Origin of the sequence: Actinomadura sp. NTSP31, from assembly GCF_041951385.1 — a bacterium.
GTDB classification, from domain to species: Bacteria; Actinomycetota; Actinomycetes; order Streptosporangiales; family Streptosporangiaceae; genus Spirillospora; species Spirillospora napierensis.
Map to the genome: position 1 here is coordinate 460,156 of NZ_JBGNUT010000001.1, position 14,307 is coordinate 474,462.

Here is a 14,307-nt window from a genome sequence, read left to right on the forward strand (position 1 = left end):
ACCATCGGGGGGCGAAGCCGTATACCGTTCCAACCGATACTGATCCCCCTTCACTGCGCAGATGCGGAGCGGGCCGTGAGCGATGAGCAGCCTTCGATCGACGACATCCCGAACGACGTGCCGACCTCGGCGCGGGCCTACGGATGGCTGCTCGGCGGCAAGGACAACTACGAGGTCGACCGGCAGTTCATCCGGGGGCAGCTGGAGCACCACCCGGCCGGGCTGGACATCACCCGGCAGAACCGGCTGTTCCTGTACCGGGCCGTCCGGTACCTGACGGCCGAGGCGGGGATCCGGCAGTTCATCGACATGGGCTGCGGCCTGCCGACCGACGCCAACGTGCACCAGGTGGCCCGGCAGTTCGCGCCGGACGCCCGCGTCGTCTACGTCGACATCGACCCGATCGTGCTCGCGCACGGCCGCGCGCTGCTCGCCGGCGACGAGCGCACCACGGTCATCACCGCGGACATGCGCGACCAGGAGGCCATCCTCGAGCACGCGGACGTCAAGCGGCTCATCGACTTCACCGAGCCGGTGGCGACGCTGTTCCTGTCCGTCGGCCACCACCTGCCCGACGCCGACGACCCGAAGGCGGTCCTGCGCGCCGTCATGGACCGCGCCGCGCCCGGCAGCCACCTGACGTTCTCGCAGGTGGCGTGCGACGACCCGGTGCGCAGCGCGGAGATGACCGCACAGGTCACCGGCGCCGGGATCCCCTGGCAGACCCGCACGCCGGGCGAGATCGACGCGCTGCTGTCGGACTTCGACCCGGTGGAGCCGGGCCTGTGCAACCTGGTCGACTGGCGCCCGATGGACCTCCAGCCGCCGCTCGCACCCGTCCCCGAGGAACTGCGCCGCTACGAGGGCGCCTCCAAGCAGGACACCGGCATCTACGAGTACGGCGGCGTCCTGCGCAAGCGCTGACCGCCCAGAGTTTCTCGACCTCGCCCCCGTAGGCCCTAGCGGCCTGCGGGGGCGAGGTGTTTTCCGGCGCCGCGGCGCCGGCCCGCCTGCCCTGCCCGCCCTGGGACGCATCCGGACACTTCATGCTAAGTTGCATTGAAAACCGTTTTCATTTCCAGGAGCGTTCCATGCCCCCTCTCCCCCTTCGCACCCTCGGCGCGGCCTTCGCGGTCGCGCCCGCGCTGGCGCTCGCCGCCTGCGGCTCCTCGTCCGAGGCCGGGCCGGCCGGGTCGTCGGGGTCGTCCGGCGGCACCGTGGCGGTCGTCGCCTCGACCAACGTGTACGGCGACATCGCGCGGACGATCGGCGGCGGCAGGGTGCGCGTCACCTCGTTCATCAGCGACCCGGCGCAGGACCCGCACTCCTACGAGGCCGGGACGCGCAACCGCCTCGCCCTGAGCCGGGCCGGGGTCGTGATCGAGAACGGCGGCGGCTACGACGACTTCATGGGCACGCTGCTGAAGGCCTCGGGCTCGAAGGCCGAGGTCCTCGACGCGGTGCGGATCTCGGGGCGGACGGCCCCCAAGGGCGGCGAACTGAACGAGCACGTCTGGTACGACCTGCCGTCCATGGCGCTGCTGGCCGACCGGCTGGCGGCCGCGCTCGCCAAGGCCGACCCCGCCGGCGCCGGCGCGTACACCGCGAACGCCGCCGCGTTCAAGACGAGGCTGAAGGACCTGGAGGGCAAGGTCGCGGCGCTCAGGGCCGCGCACTCCGGCGACGGCGTCGCCATCACCGAACCCGTCCCGCTCTACCTGCTGGAGGCGGCCGGGCTGCGCAACGAGACGCCGGACGACTTCAGCGAGGCCATCGAGGAGGGCGACGACGTCGCGCCGCGGACGATGCGCGAGACGCTCAGGCTGTTCAGCGGCCGGAAGGTGCAGGCGCTGGTCTACAACGCGCAGACCAGCGGCCCGCAGACCGGGCAGGTCGAGAAGGCCGCGAAGGGCCACGGCGTCGCCGTCGTGCCCGTCACCGAGACCCTGCCGTCCGGTCAGGACTACATCTCCTGGATGGACGGCACCATCGCCGCGCTCGGGAAGGCGCTGTCGTGATCGCGATGCGCGGCGCGGCCCTGCGCTACGGCGAGCGGACGGTGTGGAGCGGCCTCGACCTCGACGTGGCGGCCGGCGAGTTCGTCGTGGTCCTCGGCGCGAACGGGTCCGGGAAGACGAGCCTGCTGAAGGTGCTGCTGGGCCTGCTGGGGCTGTCGGCCGGGACGGTGACGGTCGGCGGGCGCCCGCCGCGCCGCGGCAGCGACCTCATCGGCTACATCCCCCAGCACCGGGGCATCCCGCCGCACACTCCACTGCGGGCCCGCGACCTGGTGCGGCTCGGCGTCGACGGGCACCGCTGGGGGCCGCGGCTCCCCCGCCCCGACGCGCGGCGCCGCGTCGAGGAGGCGCTGCGCGACGTCGGCGCGGAGGCGTTCGCGGACGTCCCCCTCGAACTGCTGTCGGGCGGCGAGCTGCAGCGGGTCCGGGTCGCGCAGGCGCTCGCGTCCGGCCCGCGCGTGCTGCTCTGCGACGAGCCGCTGGCCTCGCTGGACGCCGAGCACCAGCGGATCGTCAGCGAGCTGGTCGACCGGCGGCGCCGCGAGCACCGCACCGCCGTCGTGTTCGTGACGCATGAGGTCGAGCCGGTGCTGCCGCTGGCCGACCGCGTGCTGCGCATGCCCGGCGAGCCGGGCCGGGAGGCGCGCGATGTGGCATGAGATCTTCAACTTCGACGACTACGGCGCGCTGCTCGGGCTGGTCCGCAACTCGCTGATCGCGGGCGCCGTGCTCGGGCTGGTCGGCGGGCTCGCCGGGACGTTCGTCGTGATGCGGGACCTCGCGTTCGCGGTGCACGGGATCAGCGAGATGTCGTTCGCGGGCGCCGCCGCCGCGCTGCTGCTGGGCGCCGGCGTCGCGGGCGGCTCGGTCGCGGGCGCGCTGGTGGCCGCCGCGCTCATCGGCGCGCTCGGCGCCCGGGCGCGCGACCGCAGCTCGGTGATCGGGGTGCTGATGCCGTTCGGGCTCGGTCTCGGCGTGCTGTTCCTGTCGCTGTACAAGGGCCGCGCCGCCAACAAGTTCGGCCTGCTCACCGGGCAGATCGTCGCGATCGACACGCCGCGGCTGTCGTGGCTGCTCGCGACGTCGGCGGTGGTGCTGGTGTGCCTCGCGGTCCTGTGGCGGCCGCTGGCGTTCGCGAGCCTGGACCCGGACGTGGCGGCGGCGCGCGGCGTCCCGGTGCGCGCGCTGTCGGTGCTGTTCACGCTCGTCCTCGGTCTCGCCGTCGCCGTGTCGGTGCAGGTCGTGGGGGCGCTGCTGGTGCTGGCGCTGATCTGCACGCCGGCCGCCGCCGCGGTGCGGGTGACCGCGTCGCCGGTGCTGGTGCCGCTGCTCAGCACCGTGCTCGCGACCGTTTCGGTGGTCGGCGGGATCCTGCTGTCGCTCGGGGCGGGCGTCCCGATCAGCCCGTACGTCACCACGATCTCGTTCCTGCTGTACGGGGTGTGCCGCGCGGCCGGCGCCGTCCGGACGCGGCGCGGCCGGACGGCGCGCCGCCACCCGGCGCGGCGGCGCGACACCGTCTCCACATGATCTTTTGACGCCCGCTCGGCACTGGCGGCCGGGCGGGTCCGGGCCGCCGGTCGCCGTATCGGATATTCCGGATCCCTGTTCGCCGGGACGTTGCGATTCGCTTACCCGCCGATGGGCGTCGCCGCAGGTCGTGAGGGCATCAGCACTCTGCGAATGCAGGGCGACTGGGAAGGGGACGCGATGTGGGACTTCGCGGGCCGGGACACCGCCATCGACCTGGGGAGCGCGACCGTGCGGATGCATGTGAGGGACCGCGGGGTCGTCGCGCGCGAGCCGTCGCTGCTCGCCCGCTGCCTGCACACCGACAAGATCCTCGCGCTCGGCCTCCCGGCGCAGGAGATGGCCGGCCGCAACCCGGACGTGCGCCTCGTCCGGCCCATCCGTGAGGGCGCCCCCACGGAGACCGACGAGGCCGAGTACCTGATGCGGGCCCTCGTCCGCGCCCACCACGGGCGCCGCTACACCGCGCGGCCGCGGCTGGTCGTGACGGTGCCGAGCGGCATGTCGTCCGTGCACTACCGGGCGCTGCAGTTCTCGGCGTTCCAGGCGGGCGCGCGCCGCCTGACGCTGGTGCCGACGCCGATCGCGGCCGCCATCGGGATGGGGCTCACCTCGTCCGGCCGGCCGGAGGTCGTCGTCGTCGCCGACATCGGCGCCGACATCACCGACGTCGGCGTCATCTCCTTCGGCGGGCTCGTCACCTCGCACACCGCGCTCGTCGGCGGCTCGTCCCTGGACAGGGCGATCGTCGCGCTCGTGCGGCGCGAGCACAACGTGCGGATCTCGCCGGCGAGCGCCGAGGCCGCCAAGCTCGAGGTCGGCGCGGTGCCGCCGATCGGCCGCCGCCCGCTGCGGCAGACGGTGGTGCACGGCCGGGACCTGTCCACCGGCATGCCGCGCGGCATCGTGCTGACCACCGCCGACGTCGCGCGCGCCATCGCCGGCCCGGTCGCGGAGATCGTCACCGCGGTCCAGCGCGGGCTGTCCGGCTGCTCCCCGGAGATCTCCGGCGAGCTGCTCGGCGTCGGCATCACGCTGACCGGCGGCACCTCCCGCCTGCCCGGCCTGGACCGGCTCATCCGCGAGCGCACCGGCCTGGCCGCGCGCATCGGCGACGACACCGGCGACGCCGCCGTCATCGGCGCGGCCGACGTGCTGCGCTCGGCCGGCTCGCAGGAGCCGCCGGCCCGCCGCAGCTCTCCGCGCCCGCACCTGCTCACCACCGTGCCGGAGCAGTGACGGGTCGCTCGAACCTGGCCGGGCGCCGCAGGGCCTCGTAGGGTACGTCCCGGACGAGGGAGGTCCCATGAGCGACGCGCCCGGACGCGACGGCCCCGGCGAGCCCCGGCTCGAGGAGGTGTCGGACGGCGTGTTCGCCTACGTCCAGCCCGACGGCACCTGGTGGATCAACAACACCGGCTTCCTCGCCGGCGGGCGCGGCGTGATCAGCGTCGACGCGTGCTCGACCGAGCGCCGCACCCGCGCCTACCTGGACGCGATCGGCCGCGTCACGGACCGGCCCGTCCGGACGCTGGTGAACACCCACCACCACGGCGACCACACCTTCGGCAACTACCTGTTCGCGGGCGCGGCCATCGTCGGGCACGAGCGGACCCGCGAGAGCGCGCTCGCGTGGGGCGGGCCGTTCGACGAGCCGTTCTGGACGAAGGTCGACTGGGGCGGCGTCGAGGTCGAGCCGCCGTTCCTCACCTACACCGACGGCGTGACGCTCTGGTCGGACGAGCTGCGCTGCGAGGTCCGGCACGTCGGCACCGCCGCGCACACGACCAACGACTCGATCGTGTGGATCCCCGAGCGCCGCGTGCTGTTCTGCGGCGACCTGCTGTTCAACGGCGGCACGCCGTTCGTGATGCAGGGATCGGTGGCGGGCGCGATCGCGGTGCTGGAGGAGGTCGTCGCGCCGCTGGACGCGGCGACGATCGTCCCGGGGCACGGTCCCGTCGCGGGCCCGGAGCTGATCGGCCGCGTCCTCGGCTACCTGCGGTTCGTGCAGGCGACGGCGGCGGAGGCCAAGGCCGCCGGGCTCGCCCCGCTGGAGGCCGCCCGGGAGACCGACCTCGGCCCCTACGCGGAGCTGACCGACGCCGAGCGCCTCGTCGGCAACCTGCACCGGGCGTACGCCGAGCTGGACGGCCTGGAGCCGGGCGGCGAGATCGACACCGCCACGGCCCTGCTGGAGATGGTCGACTACAACGGCGGCCGTCCCCTGACCTGCCGGGCGTGATCAGCCGGCGACGCGCTCGTCCCAGTCGACGCGGAACCGCTGCACGAACCCGAACATCCGCTCCGGCTCGACCGGCCCCGCCGGTCCGCCGGCCGACTTCTCCTTGTTCGTCTGCGCGGCCGCCGCGGCGATCGCCTCGACGCGCGGGCGCCGCAGGTTCTCGTAGGCGGTGAACGCGGCGGACGGCTCGGGCAGGTCGCGCAGGCAGCGGGCCAGTTCGAGCGCGCTCTCGATCGCCAGCGACGCGCCCTGCCCGGAGCTCGGCGACGGCGCGTGGGCCGAGTCGCCGACGAGCACCATCCGGCCCCGGTGCCAGTGCGGGACGCGGGGCATGATCTCGATGCCGCCGAGGACGAACAGGTCCTCGGCCCGGCTGTGCTGGAGCAGCGCATTGCCGGGGACGTCGTCGGCGTGCAGGCCGCGGAGCCGTTCGAGCCATTCGGCGGGCGGCGTGGTCCGCGACGCGAACGCGGTGGCCGCGTCGGGCTCCGGGACGTTGCTGAACCAGGCGACGCGGCCGTCCGGCATCCACCAGTAGCCGAGGAAGGCGCGGGCGCCGAACGCGAAGTACATGACGTCGGGATCGGGGGCCACGCCGCCGCCGGACGCGAACCCGCCGATCCCGATGAGGCCGGTGTACTCGGGGCCCGGCGCGTCCGGGTCGATCAGGGCGCGGACGGTGGAGCGGATGCCGTCGGCGCCGACCAGGACGTCGGCGGTGGCGGTGGTGCCGTCGCCGAACCGGGCGGTGACGCCGCCGGCGGTCTCCTCCGCGCCGGTGAGCCGCTTCCCATATTCGATCTTGATGCCGCGGTCCACCGCGTGGTCGTGCAGGGCGCGGTTCAGGTCGGCCCTGGCCATGACGTGGCTCGGCGGCAGGCCGGGGAGCCCGGCGAACTCGGCGAACCGGTTGCCGGCGCCGTCCCCCATCGCCATGCCGGGGATCGGGCGGCCGGCCGCGCGGACGGCTTCGCCCGCGCCGACCACCTCCAGCGCGTTCAGGCCGTTCGGCGCGACGGTCAGCGCCGCGCCGCCGTCGAGGTCGCCGGGGTGCGCCTCGTACACGGTCGCGTCGATGCCCGCCTTGCGCAGGGCCAGCGCGGTCACCGGGCCCGCGATCCCGCCGCCGATCACCAGGGCCGTGCGTACCGGGGTCATGTCGTCTCCTCGCGTCGTCATGGGCTCATAGTCACACTGAAACTAGTTGCAAGTCAACTAGTGATGGCGAAGCTAGTATCGGTGCATGAGCTCACCGGTCCGCAGTTCCCCGCTCGCCCTCACCGTGCTGGCGCTGCTGCACAACCGGCCGCTGCACCCGTACGGGATCCAGCGGCTGATCAAGGAATGGGGCAAGGAGCAGGTCGTCAACGTCGGGCAGCGCGCGAGCCTGTACCGGACGATCGACCGGCTGAACGCGGCCGGGCTGATCGCCGTCCGGCAGACCGAGCGCGGCAGCCAGTACCCGGAGCGGACCGTCTACGAGGTGACCGGCGCGGGCCGCGAGGCGGCGCGGACGTGGCTGCGGGAGATGCTCGCGGCGCCGAAGCGGGAGTTCCCCGAGTTCCCGGCGGCGCTGTCGAACATGATGCTGCTGCCGCCGGCCGAACTGCTGGACGTCCTGGACGAGCGCCTGCGCGCGCTGGAGAAGGACCTGGCCGGGCTGGACGCGAGCCTCGGCGAGGAGGAGGGGATGGGCCTGCCGCGCGTCACCATGCTGGAGACGGAGTACCTGCGGGCGGTCACCGCCGCGGAGACCGGCTGGGTGCGCTCCGTCGTGGACGACCTGCGCTCGGGCCGGCTCACCTGGAGCAGGGAGATGCTCGCCGCCTTCGACAGCGGCGCCCGCTGACGGCGCGGCGAAGGGGAGCCCGTCAGCGGAGTTCGGCGGTCACCAGGAGGCGGATGTGGGCGGTCGCCCAGGCTTCCGCGGTGCGGTGCGGGTCGTCGGCGGTGAGCGCGGCGGCGAGGTCGGCCAGCGTGGCGGCGGCGGCGCGCAGCCCGGCGCGCCGCAGGTCCTCGCCGGAGCGGGCGATGCGGTCGCGCAGGCCCGGCGTGGCGTGCAGCAGGCCGCGGTGCGCGGCCTCGGCGCAGACGTCGAGCGCGGCCCGCACGACGTCGCCGAGCGGGTCGGGCGGGGCGGCGGACGGGCCGTCGAGCGCGGCGGCGCCGTCGCCGGGCGCCAGGTCGGGGACGACGGCGCCCGACGCGGTCAGCACCGCGAACGGGTCGATGACGAGCCCGCCCCGGTCGCGGCGGACGGCGCCGGTCACCATGCGGGGCGCGTCGGCGAGCGCCGCCGCGAGGGCGTCGAGCGCCGCGGGCCGGTAGGGGCCGTGCTCGGCGGACACGACGGCCGTCGCGCCGGCCGCGTCCGCGATCACCGCCTCCAGCCGCTGCGCGCCCGGGTGGTAGCCGACGTCCCGCACCTCGGCGATCTCGACGGCGCGCACCAGCTCCGCCTCGACGCGCGGCCGGACCAGGCGGGGCGGCAGCGCGTCCAGCGCCTGCTCCTCGGCCTTCAGGTCGCGGACGAGCAGCCCGGCGGGCAGCCCCTTCCAGGCGTCGCCGAGCGGCGTGACGGTGGTCTTGGCGATCCGGCCCGCGGCGACCCGGACGACCCGCCCGGCGCTCCGGGAGGCGCTCTCCGACACCACGTTCGCGGCGGCGAGCGCGCGCAGCGGGGACCCGAGGACGCGGCGTCCGGCGAGGTCGGCGCCGGTGAGCTCCTCGCCGTCCGGGACGTTCCAGCGGCGCTTGAGCACCAGGACGACGCCGGTGCCGGCGTGCGCGAGGAAGACGTCGGCGGTGCGGACCAGGTCGGTGCCGCCAACGCGGCAGCCGAGCGCGGTGAGCCGGACCCGGCGCAGCGGCGTCTCGGCGGACTCGTCGGTGCCGAGCACCTGCGAGCGCGGGCCGCCGCCGGCGGCGGACGCGCGGTGCCGGGCGTGCACCTCGGCGATGAGCGCGGCGAACCTCGCGGGATCGTGGGCGGCGTCGCGCTCGTGGTAGGCGGCGAGCTGCCCGGCGAGGTCGTCGAACGCCCCGGCGGGCCAGTGCAGATTCCGCGCGGCCAGCTCAGTGGCGGCGCGGCGCAGCGCGGTGGCGAGGACGGGCCCGGCGTGCACGGCGCCTTCCAGGAGGACCTGGTCCACCAGGCCGGCCGCCGTGTCCAGCCCGGCGCCCGCGCTCCCGCCCTTCGCCTCGCCGCCGACGTCGAGCCGGGCGTCCGCGCCGGTCAGGCCGCGCTCGTCGGCGGCGCGGAACGCCCAGGCGGCCAGCACGGTCATCTCGCCGCGCACGGACGCGGCGGCGTCGGTGTGGACGTAGCCGAGCTCGCCGGGCACGAGGAACCGGACCGTGCAGGTCTGCAACTCGACCCGCGCGACCGGGTCGGCGGCGGTGGGCCGGTGGATCGTGGCCGCGTACCCGGCGCGGTGGGCGCGGCGGGCGGCGGTGATGGCGCGGCGGCCGAGGACGGCGGCGAGCGCGTCGTCGTCCAGCGACCCGGGCGACCAGGCGGCCGCCTCGGCGGGTCCTTGTTCGGGGCCGGCGGGGACTTCGGCGGCGGCATCTTCGGTGGCGGCGTCGCGCTGGTAGGCCAGGACGAGGCAGATCTGGTGGCGGCACGTCCCGGTCGCGGCGCAGGTGCAGGTCGCGGCCTCCAGGCCCGCGCCCGCCGGGAGCGCCGCCGTGGTGCCGTCGGGGTACCGGCCCTCGACGCCGCCGTCCGGCGCGACGGTCATCTCCGGTCCGCCGCCCGCGTCCAGGTCCTTCGCGGCGCGCTTGACCAGTCCCCGGTTGGCGAGGGCGGCGAGCGCGTCCGGGGTCAGCGCGAGCAGGTCGGCGCGCGTCACGATCCGATCCTCTCCGCGACGAACTCGGCGAGCCGGCCGGGGGTCATCGCGCCGACGTGCGCGCCGGCGTCGGCGAGCCGGCGCCCCATGTCGCGGTCGTAGGTGGGGTTGGCCTCCCCGTCCAGCGCGGCGAGGCCGAGTACGCAGGTGCCCTGCTCGGCCAGCCGCCGCACCTCCCGGACGAGCCGCCCGGCGTCGCCGCCCTCGTAGAAGTCGCTGATGACGGCGACGATCGCGCGGCGCGGGTTGTCGACCAGCCCGGCGCCGTAGGCGACCGCGCGGGCGATGTCGGTGCCGCCGCCGAGCTGCGCCTTCATCAGCAGCTCCGCCGGGTCGGTGACGTCGGACGTCAGGTCCACGACGGCGGTGTCGAACGCGACGAGGTGCGTCTTCAGCCCCGGCAGCCCCCACAGGCAGGCGGCGGTGACCGCCGAGTGGATCACCGAGTCGAGCATCGAGCCGGACTGGTCGACCAGCAGGATCAGCTGCCACTGCTCGACGTGCCGGCGGGTCCGCGACACGAACCGCGGGTGCTCGATGTAGAGGCGGCGCTCGTCGGGCCGGTAGTGCGCGAGGTTGGCGCGGACCGTCCCGTGGAAGTCGAAGTTGCGGGAGTTGCGGATCCGGCTCGGGCGCCGCGACCGGGTCCCGTGGAACGCCTGCCTGACCTCGGTGGCGAGCTTGTCCATCAGCTCCCGCACCACGGCGTCGACGATCCGCCGCGCGAGCGCGAGGACCTCGGGGTTCATCAGGTGCTTGGTGCGCAGGACGGCGCGCAGCAGCGACCGGTCCGGCTCGATCCGCTCCAGCACGGCCGGGTCGGTGACGATGTCGTGGATCTCGTAGCGTTCGACGGCGTCGCGTTCGAGCCGCTCGATGGTCTCCTTGGGGAACAGCCGGTGCACCTCGTCGAGCCAGTCGACGGTGGTGAGCACCGACGGCCCGCTGCCGCCGGTCCGGTCGCCGGAGCGCCCGCCGGCGGAGTCGCCGCCGGCCCCCTCGCCGGTGCCGGGGGCGCGGGCGCGGACGCCGCGCCGGGCGAGTTCGGGGTCGCGGCCGTAGAGCCAGCCGAGGGCGCGGTCGCGGGCGGCGGCGTCGCCGCCGAGCGCGCCGGTGGCGGCCTCGGCGGGGGCGCCGAGGATGAGCCGCCAGCGCTCCAGGTCCGCGGCGGGGTCGGGGGTCATGGTCGTCCTCCGCTGAGTCCGGCTGTTTCCAGGGCGCGGTCGACGCGCTCCTCCAGGGCGCGCGCCTCGGCGACCACGAGCGGGTCCCCGGACGGGCGCAGCAGCGCGCGGCCGGACCCGCGCAGCCCCCGGCGCGCGAGCAGTTGCCCGGCGATGGCCTCGCGCTCGCGCGGCGGGAAGTACTCGAACGCCTGCCGCAGCGCGGGCAGCGCGACGAGGAAGTCCTCGTCGGTGAGCGCGCCGACCAGCTCGTCAAGCACGGCGAGGACGGTCCCGCCGTGGTCGAGGACCTCCTGCCTGGCCAGCGCGAACAGGCCGGCGAGCCAGTCGCCGAACACCTGCGGCCCGGCGGCGCCGCGCACCGCGCGGGCGGGGTCGGCGGTGTCGCCGAGCGCCCGGCCGAGGCCGAACGCGGCGCCGCGCAGGTCGGGCGGCGCGTCGGGCGCGGCGGCGACGCGGCGGGCGACGCCGAGCGCCGCGGCCCGGTCCACGCGCAGCGTGCCGGCGGCGTGCAGCAGCGCGTCGCGGGCCGCGGCGAGCGCCCGCAGGCGGGCGCGGTCGGCGGGCCCCGGGCCGCCGCGGATCCCTTCGGCGAGCCACAGGATCCGTTCCGTGCACTCCTCGATGACGGTGCCGAACAGCGGGCTGCGGGCCGTCCCGAGGACGTGGTCGTGGCGCCACAGGCCGAGGACGACGTCCAGCGCGCGGCCGAGCGCGCCGACCTCGGACGTCCCCGCGACCCCGGCGGCGATGGACGCGGCGATCCGGCCGGACTGCCCGGCGCAGCCGCACAGCGCCGCGTCGAACAGCACCTCCGCCAGGCGCTCCATGTCGCCGGCCGCGCCGGCCGTCCGCTCGTCCAGGGCGGCCGCCGCGGCGTCGCCGAGGGTCGGGCCGTAGGCGCCCGCCTCGATCAGCGCGGCGAGCCGGGTGCCGTCCGGGTCGGAGGCGTCGACGTGCCAGACCTCCTCCAGCACCGGGTCGGCGCCGGTCGACGGGCCCGACTCGCGCTCGACGCCGGGGATGCCGAGGACGCGCAGCCGGTGCAGCGCGCGGCTGCGCTCCAGGCCCCGCGCGGCGGTCAGCTTCAGCGCGATGCGGCCGCCGGCCGCGAGGCCGAGCCGTTCCAGTTCGGCGGCGGCGTCGTGGACGAGCGGCGGCGCGGGCGTGTCGGGGTGCAGGCGCCCGACGCGGTTGCCGCTCAGTGCCGCCACCATCTCGGTGACCGCCGGGTGCGCGCCGGGCGCGAGCGGGCCGCGCGACGTCCACGGCAGCCGCTGGTCGAGGTCCTCGCCGACCAGCGCGGACACCAGGCCGTCGAGCAGGTCGGTGCGGGCGGGCGAGCGGTGCCCGCGCAGCCGGGTCAGGCCCTCGGTGAGGGTCCGGGCGGCGATCAGGTCGGCGGTCGACACCACCTGCCTGCGCTCGCGCAGCCGCGTCACGACCGTCTCGATCAGCGCGGCGGCGGCGCCGTCCGGGCCGTCCTCCCAGAGCCGCTGGTAGTACTCCGGCGACGGCATGCCGGACTGGTAGCCGGTGAACGCGTCGAGCCGCCGGAACGAGTACGGGACGAGGAAGCTGCCGCCCGCCGCGTCCGCGCCCGGCGCGGGGACCTCCGGCCACTCGGTGCCGCCGTCGCGGGCGAGGGCTTCGAGCGCGGGCTTGTGGAACCCGCCCGTCACCACCACGACGGGGCGTCCGTCCGCGTCGGCCTCCGCGGCCCGGATCCACGCGGCCATGTACGACTCGCGCGCGGAGTCGTCGGGCCCCGCCTCGGCTTCGCCGCGCACCAGGGCGAAGTACGCGTCGAGCCGCGCGGGCAGGTCGTCGGCGTCGATCTCGAACAGGTGGTCCCACAGCACGTCGGTGTTGTCGACGGCGAACTCCCGGCACAGCCGCTCGGTGGCGTCGGCGTGGCGGCGCTCGGCGTCGGCGTACCGGTTGCCGCGCTCGGCGAACGCGGGATGCCAGGCGGGCAGGTCGATGAACCGCAGCTCCGCGCCGGCGGCCCGCCCGGTGTTGAGCGCGGTCCATTCCGGCGAGTACCCGCAGAACGGCGACCACGAGGAGTGCACCCGCTCGGCGTCCCGGTAGAAGCTGTAGATCGCGACCGGCGGCTCGTGGCCGAGGAGCAGCTCGTCCAGCCGCCCGTTGAAGTCGGCGGGGCCCTCGACGAGCACGTACGCCGGGCGCAGCCGCGCGATCGTGTCGCGGACGAGCCGCGCGCACGCCGGGCTGTGGTGCCGGACGCCGATGAACGTGACGGCCATCAGCCGGGCAGCAGGTGCCGGGCGGCGTGCAGCGCCCTCCACTGCTCGCCGTCGCGCCGCGGCGCCTGCCGCTCCAGGTAGCGGCGCAGCCGGGTCAGGTCCTCCGGGCTGTCCTTGGCGGCCGTCCCGGCGAGGCACTCCACGATGTCGGCGGCGCCGCCCGCCTCGCCGCGCAGGAACCAGCCCCGCACGCCGACCGCGTGCGCGACCGACACCGCCTCAGCCGTGCTCATCACCGCCGACAGCCGGTCCATCGGCCGGCCCTCCTCCGTCGTGGCGTTGCGCAGCTCCCGGAACGTGGTGACCAGCACCTCGAGGACGTCCCGGCGCGGCGCGACGCCCACGCCGCTGCGCTCCAGCAGCCGCGCCGCCTCCTGCTCGACCAGGTCCAGCTCGGTGGCGAAGTCGGCGATCGGGAACACCGTCTCGAAGTTGAACCGCCGCTTCAGCGCCGCGCTCATCTCGTTGACGCCGCGGTCGCGGGTGTTCGCGGTCGCGATGACGTTGAACCCGTCCCGCGCGAACACCATCGACTCCGGGCTGTCCCCCGTGTGGGGGGACGACCCCCCACGCCCCCCGGCAACCGCCTTGGACAGCTCCGGGATCGCCAGGACGCGGTCGGACAGCGGCGACAGCAGCGAGTCCTGCACCTCCAGCGGGCAGCGGGTGATCTCCTCGAACCGGACGACCCTCCCCTCGGCCATCCCGGTCAGCAGCGGCGCCGGCACCAGCGACCGCGCGGACGGCCCCTCCGACACCAGCAGCGCGTAGTTCCACGAGTACTTGATCTGGTCCTCGGTCGTCGCGGCGCCGCCCTGGATCGTCAGCGTGGACGTCCCGCTCACCGCCGCCGCGATCAGTTCCGACAGCAGCGACTTGGCGGTGCCCGGCTCGCCGACCAGCATCAGCCCGCGGCTCGTGGCGAGGGTGACCAGCGCCCGGTCGATCAGCGCGGTGTCCCCGACGAACTTGCGGGTCACGCCGAGCGCCTCGTCGCCGACGACGAACCGCCGCGCCCCGGTCAGGCTCAGCGCCCAGCCGGGCGGGCGCGGCCCGTCGTCGTGCTCGCGGAGCCGCTCCAGCTCGTCGGCGAACCGCACCTCGGCGGGCGGCCGCTGGTACCCCGCCACGTCTCCGGTCGTCCCGGCGCTGTCTTCGGTCATCTCGGGGGTGTCGGTGGTGTCGTCGGTCATGGTGTCCGTTCCG

The 14,307-nt window shown here is 75.6% G+C and carries 12 protein-coding genes; 7 read left to right on the top strand and 5 right to left on the bottom strand.

Annotated elements, in window-relative coordinates; translation table 11 throughout:
* The first annotated feature begins 75 nt into the window (after window positions 1–75).
* The 6 genes from ACA514_RS01995 to ACA514_RS02020 all read left to right on the top strand — a co-directional run bounded on the left by ACA514_RS01995 (window position 76) and on the right by ACA514_RS02020 (window position 5,793).
* Window positions 76–924 carry an SAM-dependent methyltransferase gene (locus ACA514_RS01995; protein ID WP_375039212.1) on the top strand — a complete coding sequence of 283 codons (849 nt, stop codon included), beginning with the start codon at window positions 76–78 and terminating at the stop codon, window positions 922–924.
* Between the two features lie 167 nt (window positions 925–1,091).
* Window positions 1,092–2,018 carry a metal ABC transporter solute-binding protein, Zn/Mn family gene (locus tag ACA514_RS02000; protein ID WP_375039213.1) on the top strand — a complete coding sequence of 309 codons (927 nt, stop codon included), beginning with the start codon at window positions 1,092–1,094 and terminating at the stop codon, window positions 2,016–2,018.
* 5 nt (window positions 2,019–2,023) lie between these two features.
* A complete protein-coding gene (locus tag ACA514_RS02005) occupies window positions 2,024–2,677 on the top strand; it encodes a metal ABC transporter ATP-binding protein (protein ID WP_375039380.1) in 654 nt (217 codons plus the stop codon).
* A complete protein-coding gene (locus ACA514_RS02010; protein WP_375039214.1) occupies window positions 2,667–3,548 on the top strand; it encodes a metal ABC transporter permease in 882 nt (293 codons plus the stop codon). The genes ACA514_RS02005 and ACA514_RS02010 overlap by 11 nt, the downstream gene beginning before the upstream one ends.
* Before the next feature lie 153 nt (window positions 3,549–3,701).
* A complete protein-coding gene (locus ACA514_RS02015; protein ID WP_375039215.1) occupies window positions 3,702–4,787 on the top strand; it encodes a rod shape-determining protein in 1,086 nt (361 codons plus the stop codon).
* 67 nt (window positions 4,788–4,854) lie between these two features.
* Window positions 4,855–5,793, top strand: coding sequence for an MBL fold metallo-hydrolase (locus ACA514_RS02020; RefSeq protein ID WP_375039216.1), 939 nt, complete (start codon window positions 4,855–4,857; stop codon window positions 5,791–5,793).
* On the opposite strand, the gene ACA514_RS02025 is transcribed toward ACA514_RS02020, so the two are convergent.
* Complete coding sequence (locus ACA514_RS02025; RefSeq protein WP_375039217.1) at window positions 5,794–6,951, bottom strand: FAD-dependent oxidoreductase; 1,158 nt, start codon at window positions 6,949–6,951, stop codon at window positions 5,794–5,796.
* Window positions 6,952–7,036: 85 nt separating this feature from the next.
* Here ACA514_RS02025 and ACA514_RS02030 point away from each other — a divergent pair, with 85 nt between their 5' ends.
* Window positions 7,037–7,642: a PadR family transcriptional regulator gene (locus tag ACA514_RS02030; protein WP_375039218.1), complete on the top strand. Its 606-nt coding sequence runs from the start codon at window positions 7,037–7,039 to the stop codon at window positions 7,640–7,642.
* A gap of 22 nt (window positions 7,643–7,664) precedes the next feature.
* Here the strand turns inward: ACA514_RS02030 and ACA514_RS02035 are convergent, their stop codons facing one another.
* From ACA514_RS02035 to ACA514_RS02050, 4 genes are read right to left on the bottom strand one after another with little or no spacing between them, the layout of a single operon-like run.
* Window positions 7,665–9,647 carry a hypothetical protein gene (locus tag ACA514_RS02035; protein WP_375039219.1) on the bottom strand — a complete coding sequence of 661 codons (1,983 nt, stop codon included), beginning with the start codon at window positions 9,645–9,647 and terminating at the stop codon, window positions 7,665–7,667.
* Window positions 9,644–10,831, bottom strand: a complete 1,188-nt coding sequence (locus tag ACA514_RS02040; RefSeq protein WP_375039220.1) for a VWA domain-containing protein — start codon at window positions 10,829–10,831, stop codon at window positions 9,644–9,646. Before ACA514_RS02040 ends, ACA514_RS02035 begins: the two co-directional genes overlap by 4 nt.
* Window positions 10,828–13,101 carry a DUF5682 family protein gene (locus ACA514_RS02045; protein WP_375039221.1) on the bottom strand — a complete coding sequence of 758 codons (2,274 nt, stop codon included), beginning with the start codon at window positions 13,099–13,101 and terminating at the stop codon, window positions 10,828–10,830. Before ACA514_RS02045 ends, ACA514_RS02040 begins: the two co-directional genes overlap by 4 nt.
* Entirely contained in the window at window positions 13,101–14,294 is a 1,194-nt protein-coding gene (locus ACA514_RS02050) for an AAA family ATPase (RefSeq protein WP_375039222.1), read from the bottom strand. Before ACA514_RS02050 ends, ACA514_RS02045 begins: the two co-directional genes overlap by 1 nt.
* Window positions 14,295–14,307 lie beyond the last annotated feature (13 nt).